This is a genomic window from Alphaproteobacteria bacterium 33-17 (assembly GCA_001897445.1).
Classification (GTDB): Bacteria; Pseudomonadota; Alphaproteobacteria; order Rickettsiales; family 33-17; genus 33-17.
The window spans coordinates 1-18,384 of the sequence record MKSX01000001.1; the positions used below are offsets into that span (position 1 = coordinate 1).

Sequence of the window (18,384 nt, forward strand, 5' to 3'; positions counted from 1 at the left end):
ATCAGCCACACTGGAACTGAGACACGGTCCAGACTCCTACGGGAGGCAGCAGTGGGGAATATTGGACAATGGGCGCAAGCCTGATCCAGCAATGCCGCGTGAGTGAAGAAGGCCTTAGGGTTGTAAAACTCTTTTAGTGGGGAGGAGATTGACGGTACCCACAGAAAAAGCACCGGCTAACTTCGTGCCAGCAGCCGCGGTAATACGAAGGGTGCTAGCGTTACTCGGAATTACTGGGCGTAAAGAGCGCGTAGGCGGCTTGATAAGTTGGAAGTGAAATCCCGGAGCTCAACTCTGGAATTGCTTTCAAAACTATTTGGCTAGAGATTGGTAGGGGACAGTGGAATTCCTAGTGTAGAGGTGAAATTCGTAGATATTAGGAGGAACACCGGTGGCGAAGGCGACTGTCTGGGCCAAATCTGACGCTGTGGCGCGAAAGCGTGGGGAGCAAACAGGATTAGATACCCTGGTAGTCCACGCTGTAAACGATGAGTGCTAGATATCGGGAGATTGCTCTCGGTGTCGTAGCTAACGTGTTAAGCACTCCGCCTGGGGAGTACGGTCGCAAGATTAAAACTCAAAGGAATTGACGGGGACCCGCACAAGTGGTGGAGCATGCGGTTTAATTCGATGCTACGCGAGAAACCTTACCAGCCCTTGACATACCGGTCGCGGGGATAAGAGATTATCTCCTTCAGTTCGGCTGGACCGGATACAGGTGTTGCATGGCTGTCGTCAGCTCGTGTCGTGAGATGTTGGGTTAAGTCCCGCAACGAGCGCAACCCTCGCACTTATTTGCCAACGAGTAATGTCGGGAACTATAAGTGTACTGCTCGTGATAAACGAGAGGAAGGTGGGGATGATGTCAAGTCATCATGGCCCTTACGGGCTGGGCTACACGCGTGCTACAATGGCGGTGACAAAGAGATGCAATATGGCGACATGGAGCAAATCTTCAAAAGCCGTCTCAGTTCGGATTGCACTCTGCAACTCGAGTGCATGAAGTCGGAATCACTAGTAATCGTGGATCAGAATGCCACGGTGAATACGTTCTCGGGTCTTGTACACACTGCCCGTCACGCCATGGGAGTTGGTTTTACTCGAAGTCGGTGGGCTAACCTTTTAGGAGGCAGCCGACCACAGTAGGATCAGTGACTGGGGTGAAGTCGTAACAAGGTAGCCGTAGGGGAACCTGCGGCTGGATTACCTCCTTTAAAGACATAAATTCCGAAACCACTACCTTTGCTTTTTTATACTAATAAGACAATATCTAAATAAATTTTCCAAATTATTTTATAATCTTAACTTTCTAAAATTAAGTAATAAATATTGCGCATTTAGAGGTGCTTATTTATCTATTTTAAGCTGTAATAACCTTACTAAGTTTGCTTTATTATATTAAATCTTAAATTTATAGATCTATTCATATGATAAATGATAGCTCAAAACCTTCTAAAATCATGATATTTGGACTTTCTGGCAGCGGTAAGTCTACTTTTGCTCTTTTGTTATCTAAATTACTGCAAATTCAAGTTTATCATCTTGATAAATATTTTTTTACATGTAATTGGGTTGAAAGAGATTATGCGGAATTTTTAGAGTTTCAGGAAAATTTTGTAAATCAAGATTCATGGATTATTGACGGCAATAATTTAAAGTCATTAGAAATGCGATGGAAGCGTGCAGATTTAGTGATATTTTTTAATTATCCACTTTATATATGTTACTTTAGAGTTTTAAAACGCTTTTTATTTCCTGATAAAGCTATTGATGATCGCGCCGAAGGGTGTAATGAAACCATCAAATGGTCTTTGCTAAAATATATGTGGGGATATAAAGATAGAATAAAAGAGCAAATAAATTTTCTTAAAGATAAATATCCTAATGCTTATTTCATAGAAATCAGAAATGAATCTGATTTAAAAAACCTAAAAACATACTTTCAAAATATAAATTAATTATGCAAATTTATGCAGCCTATCAGATAATTTGTATATAATTTTTCAATTAAAAGTTATACCAATCTGCTAATTTTTAAAATTTTTTGGTAGTCGAAGTGGCTTATTTTATAAGGCTACCACATACTATTGCAGTCAAAATAATAAAATTTTTATTTAAACAGGGTTGACAAAAGATTAATTGGGAATAGGCTTAAGTACATGTGTTAAACTTTTTAAGTGAGCAATTATTAAAAAATAACGAAGCTCGTCTAAAAAGTTTAATAATGTAAGATTTCTCGGAAAATCTTATGGGGCTGTATACTACTGTTGTATAGGGATTTAGTTTGTAGCTTCGAACTTATTAAAACTTGTTTGCGCAAGGTAAATTCTTATTCAGCAGTAACAAAAACTGTGTACATCCTCATTTAGTTTTCTAAGGATAATTTGAAATTATTAGATAAGAGGTAGTATTATGAAGTTTTTCAAGTGGGTTGAATCAAAGATTTCTGGAAAGAAAGAAGAGAATCAAGATAAAATAGACAATGCAAAAGATAAGGCATCGGAGAACATTCATAATATTAAAGAAGATATTAAAGATGCAGCTCATGATTTTAAAGAAGATGCTAAAGAACTTGCTAGTTCTGTTAGAGATATTGCTGAAGGCAAATATGAGCAAGTTAAAGAAGCAATCAACAAAGGCTGGGTAGATATTAACAGCAAAGATGAGAACGGTGATAATATGCTTATCCACTCTCTTAAAGCTGGTCAGGAAAAAATTTCAGAATTTTTAATCAAATCAGGCATCGAAACCAAAGCTAACCATGCATTAGAAGTGGCAAAAGAATACAAACAAGATTTTGCTGCTAAATTAATTGAAGTGCAAGATAAGCTTGTTGATTATAAAGAACATGCTAAAGACGTATTCGAGGCTATAAAAGTAGATAGTAAAGATTATTTGCAAAAAGCGATCGATAAAGGTGCTGATTTAGAAGAAAAATTTGAAGAAGGCGAAACAGCTTTACTTCGTGCAGTACGTGAGAAGAAATTTGAACTTGCAGAAGTGCTTGTTAAAAACGGTGCTGATGTAAATGTCGAAGATGCATCAGGTCACACACCTTTGTACTATGCTGTCGCATATGATAATGGTAACGTAAAATCAATATTACTAGAAAACGGTGCAAACCCATACGTAAATATTGATGGAAAAACTGTTTTGGTAGTTGATAATGCTCAAGAAATTGATTACTTAAACCCTGTTTATGAAGCAGCGAATGGTCACACAGATACATTAAAAACTATCTTAAATTATGATCATTCTAAAATTGAAAATACAAATGGTATGGGTGATACACCACTCTTAGTTGCGCTTAAAACAGGTCATTTTGATACAGCTAAATTTCTGGTAGACAATGGTGCAAATATCTATGCTGCTGACAAGTTTGGAATTACTCCAGTTGATTATGCAAGATTTGAGCATATTGATTTAGATGAATCATTTATATGCTTAGAATCAGCAGATTATTTACTTTAATTTGAGTATCTAATCAAAAAGGGTTGTGGTAAATTATTTATCATAACCCTTTTTTGCATTTAAAAGCAGGTACGAATATGCTTAATAGTTTTATAAAAGCTGTAATGATAGGATTTGCTATTGCTGCACCTGTAGGACCTATAGGAATTCTTTGTATTCGGAAAACCCTGGAAAGCGGGCTTAAAGGCGCAATATTAGTAGGTCTTGGTGCATCTATTGCATTAAGTATTTATGGACTGATAGCAGGTCTGGGAATGAGTGCTATAACAAATATTCTTATAGAGAAAGAAGGGGTAATTAAAGTTGTAGGCGGACTTCTTTTATTATACTTAGCATACAGAGAATGTAATACAAAACCTTCTAATAAAGAAGCAAGTGTAAAAGCAAAATCAGATTTACAAACTATACTGGCAGTCACTTTTCTTACTCTAACTAGCCCCATGACTATAATAAGTTTTATAGGCATTTTTGCCTCAATAAACACAGGAGCAATTGCTATTCTAGATGTAATAATAATGGTGCTTGGTATATTTGTTGGTAGTATGTGCTGGTGGTTTATCCTTGGAGGCGTAATATCCAAAATTAAACACAAACTCCCAGAAATTTGGTTAAGCCGCATTAAATATATTGCAGCGATAATTTTAGCAGGTTTTGGTCTGTATTCATTACTTCAGGGATTGAAACTTTTCTAATGGCAGTGGTTATGCTCGTGTTTGTAAGGAGTTATTAAATCGCTCCCATAAATTTTTATAAACTCTTCATCAAGAGCAATATCTTTAGGCTTGCCTTGGCAGCAAATATGCTGATTTAGGCAAATTACTCTATCAGTATTTTTCATAACAAAATTAAGGTCATGGGAAGATAAAATAATTGAAATTTTGCGTTCCTCTTTTACTTCTAAAAGTTTTTTATAAAACTCTTTCACGCCTTCAACATCAAGCCCTTGGGTCGGTTCATCAAGTACTAATAAATCAGGATTGTTCATAATGCTTCTTGCAAATAATACTCTTTGTAGCTCGCCGCCAGAAAGTTTCTTAATATCTTTATTTAAAAAATTAGAAACGTTACTATCAATATTTTTGCCATATAGGTTTAAAAATTCTTTAACCGTAATGGGCGGAATGTTAGCAATATCAAATTTTTGCGGAACATATCCAATTTTAAGATTAGGCTTTTTGATGATTTTGCCTGAAGTAGGTAAATATTTTCCAATAATTGTTTTTACTAAACTTGACTTGCCACTACCATTAGGACCAATAATTGTAATTATTTCTTGGCTATCAATAGCAAAGCTGATATTCTCCAAAATACTTTTTCCCTGTACTTTAAGAGACAAATTTTTAACTTCTAAAAGGTGAGTCATGTTCAAAATATTATTAATAATTTTGTCAGCAGTATTACCCATAAATTTGGCATATGCAAATGATAATTTTAAAATCGCAACTACAATAAGGCCTCTTGAGCTTATAATAAAAGATGTTGTAGGAAATGATGCTGAAGTTTTTTCTATATTATCAGATAATTATAATCCTCACGGTTCAATGGTGAGCATGAGTAAAGTTAAAATGCTTGGTGAGGCAAAAATTTTATTTATTATTTCTAAGTCATTTGATAAGGGTGCTGCGAAGTTTACAAATGTTAAAACTGTTGAGCTGGGTCTAGATAGTAGACTGAAAATTATAGAAAATTTTCATCATAAACATGTTCACAAGGATGAGCATATTTGGTTAAATCCTGATAATGCAATGATTATAGCGGAAAGAGTAGTAGAAGAGATGTGTAAAATTATCCCGGGGCGCACCGAAGAGTTTTATGCAAGGCTTGAAAAATTCCGTAATGAAAACTTAAGAAAAGTCACTGAATTTAAAAGAAATGTGCCGAAAATCAAAAATACGGCTTTTTACACATTCCATAACGAATATGCCTATTTAACCGATTATTTTGGTTTAAAGCCGTTTATTGACTTTGATACACATCATCATGACGGTATGAGTATCGATAATGTTCGTGAGCTTAAAGCGCTTTCAGGTAACCGAAATGCATGCTTAATTATATCAAGTGAGCATAAGTCCCTGAAAAATATAGCATTCTTAAAGCAAAATAATATAAAATATGTGTTCTTAGACTCTGAGGCGACAAAAGAGGGAAATTATTACCAAATTGGCTATAAATATGCTAAAATTATGGAAGGTATTTATAATTCAATATTAAGCTGTAATGATTGATATAATTTTAAGCAAAATCAATAACTTAGCCGTTTGGGCGTGTGTGTTTGCATGTTTGCTGATAGTTTGTTTTTATTTAATGAAATTCAGCCTCAAAAAATATTACCGCCACATTTATCATAAGCATGGCATTGAAGGCTTCCAAAAGAAATACGGCAAAATATCTAAAATCTTTGCAAAGCCTGATGAAATATTAGGCTTAAAAAAACGCACTGCTGAATATTATCAGGAGCTTGAGTCTCAAAAAGATATGGTTTACATGCAAAATTATCAAGAGTATGTAAACCAAAATACTATGTATAAAGATGATGCTCAAATTGTTGGTATTAATGATCCAATAGGTCCGATGACCGAGAAAATTCATAGAGAAAGAGGCGGAAGAGGTATGTTTGGTTTCAATATTAACAAATTTATGAGTGGATATTGGGTAAATTATGTTATGATGGGTAAAGAAGGGCAGCGTGGCAAAGGCAATGATGGACAGTCGCGCTAAAGAAATTGTAGGAGGAAAGTCATATGAAAAAATTCACTATACCTTGTAATTTTGGTGGGCAAACTGCCCCATTTACTGTTTATATTGGCGCTCCGGAAGATAAGCACCATCCGCTACATTTTCAGGCAGACTGGTTATCTAAAGAAAGAGGCGGACAAATACCAGGCGAAGTCATGGACAGTATTGCAAAGCTTAAGGAAATTGCTGACCGTAATGGCGTTTCGTTTGAAGACCTTTGTGTATATGCTATTACTAGCGGTAACGCTGATGATGCAGCAATTGATGCTGGTCAGGAAGCACCAAAGGCATAAATAAACAATATTCATCAAATTTAATTGGAGCCTTAAGCTTCTTTTTGCTATAAAGAGATGACAACCTCAAAATAATAGCAATGAAATCAGTATTAGATCATATTAAAGACAGGGTTTTACCTTCCGAGTTTATAGGTAAATATGTTTCCCTAAAGAAAAAAGGGCATGAACATCAGGGCGTTTGTCCGTTTCATCAGGAAAAAACCCCTTCTTTTACCGTAAATGATGATAAAGGATTTTTCCATTGTTTTGGCTGCCATGTACATGGTGGTGTGATCGATTTTTTAATGAAAATCGAAAATCTTGATTTTAAAGAAGCCATTAAAAAACTAGGTAAAATGTATGGCATTGATACCAGGTTTACTGAAGAAAATGTTAAGCAAAATACTGAAATCACCCAAATTGAATCAGTATTAGAAACAGCAAAAAACTGGTTTTTAAAAGATTTTGAAAATAATACAAATGCTAAAAACTATCTATCAAATCGTAAGCTTTCACTAAATATTGCAAAAAAATTTGAAATTGGATCTACCCCTAAAAATTACTCTGATTTGTTGCCTTATTTAAGAAAAGTAGGATTTTCAGATGATATTATTGTTAAAGCTGGTCTTGCCTGGAAAAGTGATAACGGTAAGGTTGTTGATAGTTTTATCGATAGGGTGATGATACCAATATACAACCTTAAAGGTAAGGTTGTTGCATTTGGCGGAAGAACACTAGATATTCATAATAAAAATATTGCCAAATATAAAAACTCCCACGAATCCCCAGTTTTTAAAAAACGTGAAACGGTTTATAATTTGCATAGGGTAAAGCAGCAAAGATTAAATAAAGTGATAATTGCCGAAGGCTATATGGACGTTATAGCTTTTTCAAAAATTGGTATTGATTATGCTGTAGCCCCTCTGGGTACTGCACTTACGCCTGAGCAAATGCAGCTAATATGGAAATTTGATAAAGAGCCGATTTTCTGTTTTGACGGAGACAGTGCCGGTATTAACGGTATGTATAAAGCCTTTATAGGTTCAGTTGCGAAGTTTTTAACGCCTGAAAACGGTATTAAATTTATTATACTTCCTGATAATAAAGATCCAGACGATCTTATTAATAGTGACCCAAAGAAAATGGAAGATCTGCTTGCAAACCCTATGGAGATGGCAGATTTTATATGGCTTTATCATTTTGAAAGATCAGAGCTTCCAAAAACTATTGAAAATCTTACTAAAATTGATAACGAAATTCATAAAACTATCAAAGAAATTGGTGATAGTGCAAGGCGTGAGCATTTTAAAGCTTATTTAAAACAAAAGCTACGGGCTGAGAATTTTAAGCTTACCAGAATTACCAGCAAATGGCATAGTAATAAAGAGATTATACCAAATGTTTCGGTTTCTACTCCGCAAATTGTTGATAAGGATCAAAGGTGGCTAGCTCATGCCATATATTTACTTAATAAATATCATGAAGAACTTGCACATATTGATATTGATTTTGGTAGCCTTAATGATAAACACGGGCTTTTAGAAATTGAAGATGTAGAAATTTTAAAAGAGCCGCCATATAAAATTTTGATACCGTCTTCGATAAATAGTGAAAATGTTATTAAATATTTTAATTATTATTATAAAAGTTACCTTCTTGACCTTTTAAATGATAATTTGCAGCAACATTTCCATAAAGGTGGGTTTGAAGATCCAAAAAAAACTTCTCTTATTCAGTCCGAAATAGTATCATGCAGGCGAGAATTAGAATTACTTAAAAGTGAATTGTTTATCTAGTTTACTTTATCTTTTTGAAAAATATTGATTTTAGGTGAAAAATGAAAGAATTTCCAGCTAAGTATAACCATGGTGAAATAGAAAAAAACTGTCAGGAGAACTGGTATAACTCAGACGTTTACCACTGGAAGGATGACAGCCCAAAGGCAAATACATATGTAATTGATACGCCTCCTCCTACAGTATCTGGTTTTCTACATATGGGTCATATATTTAGCTATACTCAGGCAGATTTTATAGCACGTTATAAACGTATGGCTGGCTTTGATGTATTTTACCCTATTGGATTTGATGATAACGGTCTTCCCACAGAGAAATTAGTAGAAAAAACTAAGAATATCAGGGCAAATTCTATGCCTCGTGAAGAGTTCATCAGCATTTGTAATGAAGTAGTAAAAGATGCTGAAGAAGAATTCAGAAAGCTATTTAAATCTATAGGTCATAGTTACGACTGGAGGCAGGAATACCAAACAATCAGCCCTAAATCACGTACTATATCGCAAATGTCATTTTTAGACCTATTTAATAAGGATTTAGTATACAGAAGCCCTCAGCCTACGCTTTGGGATCCTGTAGATCAAACTGCACTTGCTCAGGCTGATATCGTTGATATTGAAATGAAAAGCCAGATGCATGACATTATTTTCAAGGAAGAGTCAGGTAAAGAGTGGGCAATTGCAACTTCAAGACCAGAGCTTCTTCCTGCCTGCGTTGCAGTATTTTGTAATCCAAATGATGGTAGATATAAGCATTTAATTGGTAATTATCTTATTACTCCATATTTTGAAGTTAGAGTGAAGGTATATACCGATGAGAAAGTAGATATTGAAAAAGGTACGGGCTTAGTAATGTGCTGTACTTTTGGTGATATTAATGACATTCACTGGTGGAAAACAAATAATCTGGATTTAAAGCAAATTATCAATAAACGTGGTCAGCTAAATTTTGCTGGAATTAAATATGAAAGCGATTCTACTACTGCCAAAGTTCAGGAATTTGAAGGGCTTAAAGTAAAAGACGCAAGAATTAAAATGGTAGAGGTTCTTAAAGAGCATAACCTGCTTACTAAATCTGAAGATATTTCGCATGCGGTTAAATGTGCGGAAAGATCAGGCGCTCCACTTGAGATATTAATTACAGAACAATGGTCTGTAAAAGTTGTTGAAAATAAAGAAGAATTTATCAAAAAAGCGAAAGAGTGTAACTGGTTCCCTGATTACATGCGCGCACGTATTGAAAACTGGATTAATGGTCTTAACTGGGACTGGTGCATTAGCAGGCAGCGTTATTTTGGCGTACCATTCCCTGTTTGGTACTCTAAAAGACCTGGGGAAGAAGGTAAAATCTTACTTGCAGATAAAGATCAATTGCCAGTAGATCCGCTTGTAGACCTTCCAAAAGGTTATACAAAAGACGAGGTTATTGGCGATCCAGATGTTATGGATACGTGGGCAACAAGCTCTAATACTCCTCAGTTAAGCAGCCATGGAATATCAGATGAATATGTCCTTGATAAAGACAGACACGCGAAGTTATTCCCAGCTGACCTAAGACCACAGGCACATGAAATCATTAGAACATGGGCGTTTTATACAATTGTAAAAGCTCATTATCATGAAAATTCAGTGCCTTGGAAAAATCTTATGATTAGTGGCTGGTGCTTGGCAGCTGATAAAACAAAAATGTCGAAATCTAAAGGAAACGTTGTAACGCCTGTAAGCCTTATTGAAGAGAAGGGTGCGGACGTTGTTAGGTACTGGGCGTCAAATTCACGTCTTGGCGCAGATATTGCATATTCTGAGTCGCTTTTAGATGTGGGTAAAAAGCTTATAAATAAGATTTTTAACGCATCTAAGTTCTGCGCGCAGTACTTCAAAGATATGGACATTAAAGAAAGCTATGCTGAAAAGTTAGTCAGTGACGGTAAAATCTATGAAGTAACTGACCTATGGATGTTATCGAAGCTCAATAATGCTATTAAAACTGCTACCAATGAATTTGAAAAATACGAATATTCTTTTGCAAGAATGGCAATGGAAGATTTCTTCTGGAATGTTTTCTGTGATAATTACTTAGAGATTATTAAAGCAAGAGCATATGATCCTGAAAATAAAAACCCTAAAGGTAAGTTAAGTGCGGTGCTTAGCCTTTATAATGCGCTTGGACTTATACTTAGAAGTTTAGCGCCATTTATTCCGCATATTACAGAAGAAGTATATTCAATTTTATATCCTACAAAAGGATCTGTGCACCAGCGCGGTAACTGGCCAAAGTATCAAAATGAATGCATACATGATAGCTTAGCAGAAAGTTATGGTGATTACTTAGTAGAGATTTTAGGTGAGGTTCGCAAGCTTAAAGCTGAAAAGAGTTTATCCATGAAAGCACCAGTAAAAGCTATTATTATTAGTCTTGATTCAAGTATAGATAAAAATATATTTGAAAAATTAACAAATGATTTGAAAAATGTGACGCAATCTGAAAATATAGTATTCCAAGGCGGCAGTCTAAAATATAAGTCACAAGATGAAAAAATCAGCTTCGATATAGAAATCGAAGTTTAAAAATCTAAGTTACTTTAAAAGGGCTGCAAGTTGTCAGCCCTTTTTTGTTATTTGAGTTAAATATGCTACTTAAGGATATAGGTTTAATAATACTTGCCACCTTTTTAACTGGTCTTAGCTATATTGTAGTTAAGTTTGGGCTTGTGTATTTTCCACCACTTGTACTCATTGGGATTCGTTTTTTAATAGTAGGGCTAATACTTATGCCACTTTTCTTAAGGCTTAAAACCGACTGGTTTAAAATGCTTTGGGTGGGGCTGATTATGTGTCTTGGTTTTCAAACCCTTATAGTTGCGGCAATAGCATCAGGACTTGATGTAGCAACAAGTATTATTTGTCAGCAAATGTCTGTGCCTTTTACATCTTTAATGGGCGTTTTAATATATAACGAAAAAATAGGTGTAAGAAGATCTATAGGTCTTGCATGCGCTTTTTTAGGAATGGTTATAGTTGTTGGCAGCCCTACAGTCAGTGAAGGAAACGTAATAGGCATTCTTCTTGCACTCGCATCCGCATTTTTCTATGCATTCAATAATATACTGCTTAAAAAAATGACCAATATAAGCCCGCTTGCCATTTTATATGCGACCTCTATTGCAAGCTCACCAGTTCAGCTGTTACTTAGCTATCAGATTGAGGATATAAGCCTTGATTTCATTTTAAATGCACCGCTTTCTGCATGGTTATCTATTTTATATATGTCTATACTTACTTCGATTGTTGCTTATAGCATATGGATAAAAATGCTTCAAAAATACTCAGTTCATCAGGTAATGCCTTTTGGAGTCTTAGTACCAATATTTGGTATTTTATGCTCGCCACTCGCTGGAGATTCTTTAAATATCAATACTTTACTAGGGTCATTAGTTGCGATTACTGGTATTGCTATCATTAATATAAATAAACAAACTTTAGTAAAATTTTTGGGTAGAAAATGAGATATTTTTGGACTGTTCTAATATTTTTCATAGCAAATACTGCCTTTGCAGCAACTACTGAGATCCCATTTGACTTAGAAGGTGGGGCTTTTACTTCTAAAATTATTCAACTTTTGATAGTAATCACATTCTTAAGCTTAGCGCCGTCTATACTTATTATGGTAACTGCATTTACCAGAATTATAGTAGTTCTTTCGTTTGTAAGAAGTGCTATAGGACTTCAGCAAACCCCGCCAAACAGCGTTATAATAAGCCTTGCTTTATTTTTAACCATATTCATCATGATGCCCGTATTTGAAGAATCCTATAAAATGGGTATCGAGCCATTAGTTGATGAAAGAATTACCGAGAAAGAGGCTATCCCTTTAGTTGCCAAACCTTTTCATAAGTTTATGCTAAGGCATACTCGTGATAAAGACGTTGAGTTATTTATGACTATGACTAATCAGCCAACAGAAATTAAGCCCGAAGATATACCATATCAGATACTTATTCCTTCATTTATGATAAGTGAGCTTAGAAGAGCATTTGAAATAGGGTTTTTAGTGTTTTTACCGTTTCTAATTATCGATATGTTGGTTTCATCGATACTTATGGCGATGGGTATGATGATGCTTCCACCTGTAATTATTTCTATGCCGTTTAAGCTCATTTTTTTCGTATTATCAGATGGTTGGTACATGATTTGTGGTAGTCTTATCAAGAGCTATACAGCCCACTGACCTAAAAAATATTGTTTTATAACAAATTTCTCTTCTCAAAAGTTAAAATTTTAACTATAATTAAATATATACGTTATTTAATAAAGTAAAAGCATTGTATTTGAGGATATATATGAACAAACAGTATTTAGCTCAAGAAATTAGCAAAAATCATAAGACTATTACATTACAAAAAGCAAGACTTATCGTTGATTTATTCTTTCAGGAAATTATCGACGGTCTTTTAAAAGGTGAAAGAGTTGAGATTCGTGGTTTTGGTAGTTTTTCTACTAAGAAAAGAGCGGGAAGAGTGGCTCGTAACCCTAAAACAAACGAAAAACTTAAGATTGCTGACCGTGCATACATCCAGTTCCGTGCTGGTAAAGTACTGTTAGGAAAAATTAACAGTAAAAAAGCTGCATAATTAATCCTTACCTACAAATACCCGTTGAACTTAGTTTTTAACGGGTATTTTTATTGCATATAAGCTGCTTGATATTCTTTAATATCTAACTTACATAATATATCAAATAAATCATCAAAAGACTCAAACACGTAATTAGCCCCGCATTCAGTTAGTGCTTCAGCAGTATGAGTAGTTAAGATCCCTATCGGCGTAATCTTAGCATTTTTAGCAGCTATCATATCTATTGGGTGATTGCCTATATATGCAATAGCATTATGAATTTGATATTTTTTGATAGTTTCTAATATAATGGCAGGATCGGGCTTTCTTGGAACATCAGGAAAATCACCAAAACATACAGTGCCTTTAAAATATTTTTCAAAATATGAATTCCATACATTTTCATAAAATTCGCGCGGTCTGTTTGAAACTATATAAAGATCATATATACTTGATAGTTTCTCCATATTTTCCTTAGAAATATAGGCAGTTTCTTCATGACGTGATATTTCAAAATATACATTAACATAAACTAACTTTAATGCATCGAGTGGAATATCAAGGTCATTATCAATCAAATATTGCTTAATAAATAGCAAATCATCTTTTTCAGCATAATTTTTTCTTATAAATAATAAATCACCTAGAGAAATATTTGAGCCGGTGAAATAATAGTTTAACGTTCCCAGGATTGTTTTTTCACGACTCTTATTTAATAATACTAATGTATCATCAAGGTCAAAAAGTAATGTTTTGTTTGTCATATGAGCCTAGAGTATAGTTTAATGGCAACTTTTAAGTGTAATTTTGCCACCCTCATTACATTACTTTAACAAGGATAAGTAAAAAAACATTTTCAAAATGCATAAAATGTACTAATAAGTTTAGCATAGATGATTTCTTTTTCAAAGCTAAGAGGTTTTATGATGCTAAAGTCATTCTTCACTATATTTGCTGCTATAATTCTTTTAAGTGGATGTATTTCTTCTAAACTGGAAACTGTAGCGAATAAATCAGGTTACCATGTAAGCTCAGAAGCTTTAACTTTTGATATTACTGATGAGTCAGTGCTTGATATGAAAAACTGGCTTGCTACCGATAAAACGCCTTATACAGCAACCATTAAATACGGTAAGCTGTCAAATAAGATGTTAAGGTCTGTATTTAAAGTACTAAATGCTCATAAAATCAAATATAAGCTAGAAAAAGGCGCAAGCGAAAACAAAATTATACTCTCAGCAGTATCAGTAAAAGCTTTGGAATGCGAAGGAATGGGATGTGCTTCATCAAATAATCTGCTTAAGATGTTAAGTGATGAAAAACAACTGACTTCGCCAAAAGCTTCCAAAAATCACTATTCATATACTTTTAATTAAAAATCAAGGGTTTAAACATGGAAAGAACATTATCAATTATAAAGCCAGATGCAACTAAAAGCAATTATACAGGCGCTATTAACAAGATTTTTGAAGATGCAGGTCTTAAAATCGTTGCTCAAAAAAGAATGAATTTAACAAAAAAAATGGCTGAAGGTTTCTACGCTGAGCATAAAGAGCGTCCATTCTTCGGTGAACTCGTTGATTTCATGATTTCGGGACCAGTAGTAGTGCAAGTATTACAAGGTAATGACGCTATTGCTTTAAACAGAAAGCTTATGGGCGCAACAAACCCAGCAAATGCTGAAGAAGGTACAATCAGAAAGTTATTTGCAAAAAGCATGGGTGAAAACTCAGTTCATGGTTCAGACTCTCCTGAAGCAGCGAAAAGAGAAGTGGCGTACTTTTTTGCAGAAATCGAAATCGCTGAATAATATTATTGCTCATTGTTAAACACTACAGCGTCGTTTCCTTGCTCATGTACCATATAAAGTACATTTCGCTCGTCACTTCTTGTATTGTTTAATCTGAGACAATAATATAAATTTCTTGTAAAAAGCTTTGATATTCTGAAATATATTTAGAAATATCAGTGGTTTATTTATAAAAATCCCTGGAAAGTTTTCTTAGGGATTTTTTAATTTAAGGTAGGTCTTGACATAGTAGCTAGGTTTATATATAATCCGTGCTTATTATGAAATTTTATATATTAGGTAGCGTAAAATGGCTAAAAAAAATATCGTTCTTATAAAAATGGTTAGTACTGCAGGTACTGGTTATTTTTATGTTGCTAAGAAAAACCCTAAGAAAATGACAAAAAAATTACTTCTCAAAAAGTACGATCCAAAAGTTCGTAAACACGTTGAGTTTAAAGAAGAAAAAATTAAATAAGCATTTGTTTATTTGAAAAATTGGAAAAAGCCCCGTATCGGGGCTTTTTTTATTAGCCGCCTACTTGTGGTCCTTTATTAGGACCTGAGTGTCCAGGTACGGCAGGTGTAGACCCAGGCGCTGGGGCAATGCCCCCTGAATTAGATTGTCCAGGAGCGCTTGTTGCATTCTGAGCGGTTTGTAATCCCGATGTAGTCCCGCGTATTGCAGTGTTGCCAGCTGGTGATTGACCAGCGCTGTTACCTTTGTTTTTTAAAGAAGTTATAAAGTTATCTGGATTAGTTCTGCTAAAAGCGTCTCTTGCTTTAGCAGCAGCTTTGCTAGCATTCTCGCTGGCTTTAGTGGAAATTTCTGAAGATCCTAAAGTTTTGTCTTTAATTGCATCTTTATTTTCTTGTTTAGTCTCCTTTTTAGCGGCATCATAAGCTTTATCTAAGCCTTTTTTCTCTTTTTTGGTTTCTTTGGCTAAATTATCTTTATCGCCTTTGATATCTTTTATTTTGTCCTTAACTTCTTTAAGTTCGTTAATAAATCCATCGCGTGCTATATGGTTAGCTATAGTTTTGGGATCCTTAGGATTGCCTGTCGCAATTTCTCTATTAAGCTCTTTGATACTTTTTTTCAGTGCTTCTTTACGATCATTTAAAGTACCTAATTCTTGCTTCATTTCTCTTTTAGATTCTTTTACTGCATCTTTGAGGTTTTGTTTTGCAATGCCTTTTTCTTCTTTTAGACCTTCTAGAATTGGTTCAACTGATGCTTTAGCAACTGAATTTTTAAGACTGTTAATACTGTTGTTAATAGTGTATTCTTTAGCTTTCTTTTTAATAATATTGCCAAGTTTCGGGAATCCGCCTCCTAAACATGCCCCAAAGGCTGCTCCAATAGGACCGCCAACCATAAAGCCTAGTACTGCACCACCTAGTCCGCCAAATAAGGCTTTCTTATCAATAAAGAACCCAAATAATTTAAAGCAGCCTTTTTTCTCTGGATATTTACCTGTTTGGGGATCTTTCTTAAGTTTACCAAATATTCTGGTATCTTTAGATTTTGCCTGGTCCAACTCTTTGTTATACTTTTCTAATTTTCGATCAAATTCTGTTTTTGGCGTGCCATTTCCTTGTTGGCTTTGGGCAGAAGTAGATAAATTAGGGTCATTTTGATTTGGATTAGCTGATGCATTAATATCTGGTTCAGCAGCAGGATCTCTGGGTGCAGGTTCAGGCTGAGGTGCGCGAGCCTGTGTTGCTGCCATATTACTTACTATTGGCGCAGCTTCAGCCTCATTATTGGCACTGTTTGGATCTGGATTGCCACTATCTTTAGACATGATAACTAACCTATTTTAAAAATTCCTATATATAATATATTAATTTATTAACCAATTTTAGTCAATAAAATCGTCTTGCGCTAATTTTAAAAGCCTGTAATATAAAGGAAAAAAATGGTTATGGACTTCTACAATAAAATCGCAATAGCATCAGACCACGCAGGTTTTGAGCTTAAAAAAACACTAATTGACTACTTACACACCTCAAAAATCAGTATTTTTGATCTTGGATGTGACTCTCTTGACTCATGTGATTATCCTGATTTTGGATTTAGACTCGCTAAAGCTATAGAAAACAAGGTTATGGGAATACTTATTTGCGGTTCAGGAATCGGAATGTCAATTGCAGCAAATCGTTTTAAACATATCAGGGCAGCACTTTGCCATACTACTGAGCAAGCAAAATTAGCCAGACAGCATAATAATGCAAATGTGCTAGTTTTAGCTTCAAGATTTATTACAGCTGAATATGCAATCGAAATTATAAAAGCATTCATGGAAACCGAATTTGAAGGCGGACGCCATGAAAAAAGAGTGGAAAAATTATCCGACATTGGAGGGGAATTATGATGACAGATGAACGCCAGGTTTTTGAGTTATTCGATAAAGAAATATTCGATAGCATTTCAAAAGAATACGAAAGGCAAGAAAATCATATTGAACTTATTGCATCTGAAAACTACGCGAGTAAGCAGGTTATGCTTGCGCAAGGATCAGTTTTAACTAATAAATATGCAGAAGGTTATCCTGGTAAAAGATATTATGGTGGATGTGAAGTTGTTGATATTGTAGAAAATTTAGCAATTGATAGAGTTAAAAAACTCTTTAACTGTGGCTTTGCTAATGTTCAACCTCATTCGGGATCACAGGCAAATCAGGCTGTTTATTTAGCTTTACTTAGCCCAGGTGATACAATTTTAGGAATGTCACTGAACTCAGGTGGACATTTAACCCATGGTGCTAAACCAAATATGTCTGGTAAGTGGTTCAATGCGGTTCAATATGAAGTTGATAAAGAAACAAATTTAATTGATTATGAACAAGTTGCAAAACTCGCCAGAGAACATAAGCCAAAAATGATTATTGCAGGTGGTTCTGCATATTCAAGAGTTCTTGATTTTGCAAAGTTCCGTGAAATTTGCGATGAAGTAGGCGCGATTTTTATGGTTGATATGGCTCATATTGCAGGCTTAGTTGCAACTGATCATCATCCAAGCCCGTTTCCTCATGCAGACGTGGTAACATCTACTACGCATAAAACATTAAGAGGTCCTAGGGGCGGAATTGTTCTTACTAACAGTGAAGAAATTGCTAAAAAAGTGAATTCTGCATTATTTCCTGGTCTTCAGGGAGGCCCTCTGATGCATGTTATAGCCGCAAAAGCTGTGGCATTTGGTGAGGCGCTGGATTCTGGATTTAAGACATACATACAAAATGTTGTAGACAATGCTAAAACTCTTGCTGACAAACTTACAACAGGTGGTGTTGATATTGTAACGGGCGGAACAGATAATCACTTAATGCTTGTTGACCTTCGTAAGAAAAATGTTACAGGAAATATCGTTGAGAAAAGTTTAGACAGAGCAGGTATTGCCTGTAATATGAATTCTATTCCTTTCGACTTAGAAAAGCCAACAGTGACATCAGGTATCAGGCTTGGCTCTCCTGCAGCAACTACAAGGGGTTTTGGTAAAAAAGAATTTGCATATACTGCAGATATAATTTTAGAAATTATCGAAGCTCTTGCGAAAGATAAAGAAAATACTTCAGCTGTTGAAGAAAAGGTACTAACGCAAGTAATCGAGCTTTGCAAAAAATTCCCTATGTACGCTCAGACAGAATAAAACAATGTCTAAGCTATTGAAATATATGCCATATGCTCTGGTAGCTATGGCATGTT

At 34.9% G+C, this 18,384-nt stretch carries 19 protein-coding genes and 1 rRNA gene; 17 read left to right on the plus strand and 3 right to left on the minus strand.

Annotated elements, in window-relative coordinates; genetic code table 11:
• The 4 genes from BGO27_06140 to BGO27_06155 all read left to right on the plus strand — a co-directional run.
• Positions 1–1,214, plus strand: a 16S ribosomal RNA gene (locus BGO27_06140); the annotation flags it as partial.
• Between the two features lie 213 nt (positions 1,215–1,427).
• Positions 1,428–1,958: a hypothetical protein gene (locus BGO27_06145; GenBank protein OJV17238.1), complete on the plus strand. Its 531-nt coding sequence runs from the start codon at positions 1,428–1,430 to the stop codon at positions 1,956–1,958.
• 454 nt (positions 1,959–2,412) lie between these two features.
• Positions 2,413–3,471 carry a hypothetical protein gene (locus tag BGO27_06150; GenBank protein OJV17239.1) on the plus strand — a complete coding sequence of 353 codons (1,059 nt, stop codon included), beginning with the start codon at positions 2,413–2,415 and terminating at the stop codon, positions 3,469–3,471.
• A gap of 77 nt (positions 3,472–3,548) precedes the next feature.
• On the plus strand, positions 3,549–4,163 hold the full coding sequence (locus BGO27_06155) for a hypothetical protein (GenBank protein ID OJV17240.1): 615 nt from the start codon (positions 3,549–3,551) through the stop codon (positions 4,161–4,163).
• On the opposite strand, the gene BGO27_06160 is transcribed toward BGO27_06155, so the two are convergent.
• Positions 4,160–4,834 carry a hypothetical protein gene (locus tag BGO27_06160; GenBank protein ID OJV17241.1) on the minus strand — a complete coding sequence of 225 codons (675 nt, stop codon included), beginning with the start codon at positions 4,832–4,834 and terminating at the stop codon, positions 4,160–4,162. The genes BGO27_06155 and BGO27_06160 overlap by 4 nt on opposite strands.
• Here BGO27_06160 and BGO27_06165 point away from each other — a divergent pair.
• The 8 genes from BGO27_06165 (at position 4,833) to BGO27_06200 (ending at position 12,905) form a co-directional block, all read left to right on the plus strand.
• On the plus strand, positions 4,833–5,696 hold the full coding sequence (locus BGO27_06165) for a hypothetical protein (protein ID OJV17242.1): 864 nt from the start codon (positions 4,833–4,835) through the stop codon (positions 5,694–5,696). The two genes, BGO27_06160 and BGO27_06165, sit on opposite strands and share 2 nt — an antisense overlap.
• Complete coding sequence (locus BGO27_06170) at positions 5,689–6,189, plus strand: hypothetical protein (protein ID OJV17243.1); 501 nt, start codon at positions 5,689–5,691, stop codon at positions 6,187–6,189. Before BGO27_06165 ends, BGO27_06170 begins: the two co-directional genes overlap by 8 nt.
• Before the next feature lie 23 nt (positions 6,190–6,212).
• Positions 6,213–6,500, plus strand: coding sequence for a hypothetical protein (locus tag BGO27_06175; GenBank protein OJV17244.1), 288 nt, complete (start codon positions 6,213–6,215; stop codon positions 6,498–6,500).
• An 80-nt stretch (positions 6,501–6,580) separates the two neighbouring features.
• Entirely contained in the window at positions 6,581–8,278 is a 1,698-nt protein-coding gene (locus BGO27_06180; protein OJV17245.1) for a DNA primase, read from the plus strand.
• Between the two features lie 41 nt (positions 8,279–8,319).
• The gene (locus BGO27_06185; protein OJV17246.1) at positions 8,320–10,842 is read left to right on the plus strand and encodes a valine--tRNA ligase; all 2,523 of its coding nucleotides are present in this window, start codon (positions 8,320–8,322) and stop codon (positions 10,840–10,842) included.
• Between the two features lie 62 nt (positions 10,843–10,904).
• On the plus strand, positions 10,905–11,780 hold the full coding sequence (locus tag BGO27_06190; GenBank protein ID OJV17247.1) for a hypothetical protein: 876 nt from the start codon (positions 10,905–10,907) through the stop codon (positions 11,778–11,780).
• A 62-nt stretch (positions 11,781–11,842) separates the two neighbouring features.
• Positions 11,843–12,502 carry a flagellar biosynthetic protein FliP gene (locus BGO27_06195; protein OJV17263.1) on the plus strand — a complete coding sequence of 220 codons (660 nt, stop codon included), beginning with the start codon at positions 11,843–11,845 and terminating at the stop codon, positions 12,500–12,502.
• 112 nt (positions 12,503–12,614) lie between these two features.
• Positions 12,615–12,905: a hypothetical protein gene (locus BGO27_06200; protein ID OJV17248.1), complete on the plus strand. Its 291-nt coding sequence runs from the start codon at positions 12,615–12,617 to the stop codon at positions 12,903–12,905.
• A 50-nt stretch (positions 12,906–12,955) separates the two neighbouring features.
• On the opposite strand, the gene BGO27_06205 is transcribed toward BGO27_06200, so the two are convergent.
• Positions 12,956–13,651, minus strand: coding sequence for a hypothetical protein (locus tag BGO27_06205; GenBank protein OJV17249.1), 696 nt, complete (start codon positions 13,649–13,651; stop codon positions 12,956–12,958).
• Positions 13,652–13,780: 129 nt separating this feature from the next.
• Between BGO27_06205 and BGO27_06210 the strand changes: the two genes are divergently transcribed.
• The 3 genes from BGO27_06210 to BGO27_06220 all read left to right on the plus strand — a co-directional run bounded on the left by BGO27_06210 (position 13,781) and on the right by BGO27_06220 (position 15,154).
• Positions 13,781–14,263 carry a hypothetical protein gene (locus BGO27_06210; protein OJV17250.1) on the plus strand — a complete coding sequence of 161 codons (483 nt, stop codon included), beginning with the start codon at positions 13,781–13,783 and terminating at the stop codon, positions 14,261–14,263.
• A 17-nt stretch (positions 14,264–14,280) separates the two neighbouring features.
• On the plus strand, positions 14,281–14,697 hold the full coding sequence (locus tag BGO27_06215) for a nucleoside-diphosphate kinase (protein ID OJV17251.1): 417 nt from the start codon (positions 14,281–14,283) through the stop codon (positions 14,695–14,697).
• Between the two features lie 289 nt (positions 14,698–14,986).
• Complete coding sequence (locus BGO27_06220) at positions 14,987–15,154, plus strand: 50S ribosomal protein L33 (protein OJV17252.1); 168 nt, start codon at positions 14,987–14,989, stop codon at positions 15,152–15,154.
• A gap of 52 nt (positions 15,155–15,206) precedes the next feature.
• On the opposite strand, the gene BGO27_06225 is transcribed toward BGO27_06220, so the two are convergent.
• Positions 15,207–16,484, minus strand: coding sequence for a hypothetical protein (locus BGO27_06225; GenBank protein OJV17253.1), 1,278 nt, complete (start codon positions 16,482–16,484; stop codon positions 15,207–15,209).
• Between the two features lie 120 nt (positions 16,485–16,604).
• Here BGO27_06225 and BGO27_06230 point away from each other — a divergent pair, with 120 nt between their 5' ends.
• Together BGO27_06230 and glyA are read left to right on the plus strand one after the other, a co-directional pair.
• Positions 16,605–17,054: a ribose 5-phosphate isomerase B gene (locus BGO27_06230; GenBank protein ID OJV17264.1), complete on the plus strand. Its 450-nt coding sequence runs from the start codon at positions 16,605–16,607 to the stop codon at positions 17,052–17,054.
• Complete coding sequence (glyA, locus tag BGO27_06235) at positions 17,051–18,328, plus strand: serine hydroxymethyltransferase (GenBank protein OJV17254.1); 1,278 nt, start codon at positions 17,051–17,053, stop codon at positions 18,326–18,328. Before BGO27_06230 ends, glyA begins: the two co-directional genes overlap by 4 nt.
• Positions 18,329–18,384 lie beyond the last annotated feature (56 nt).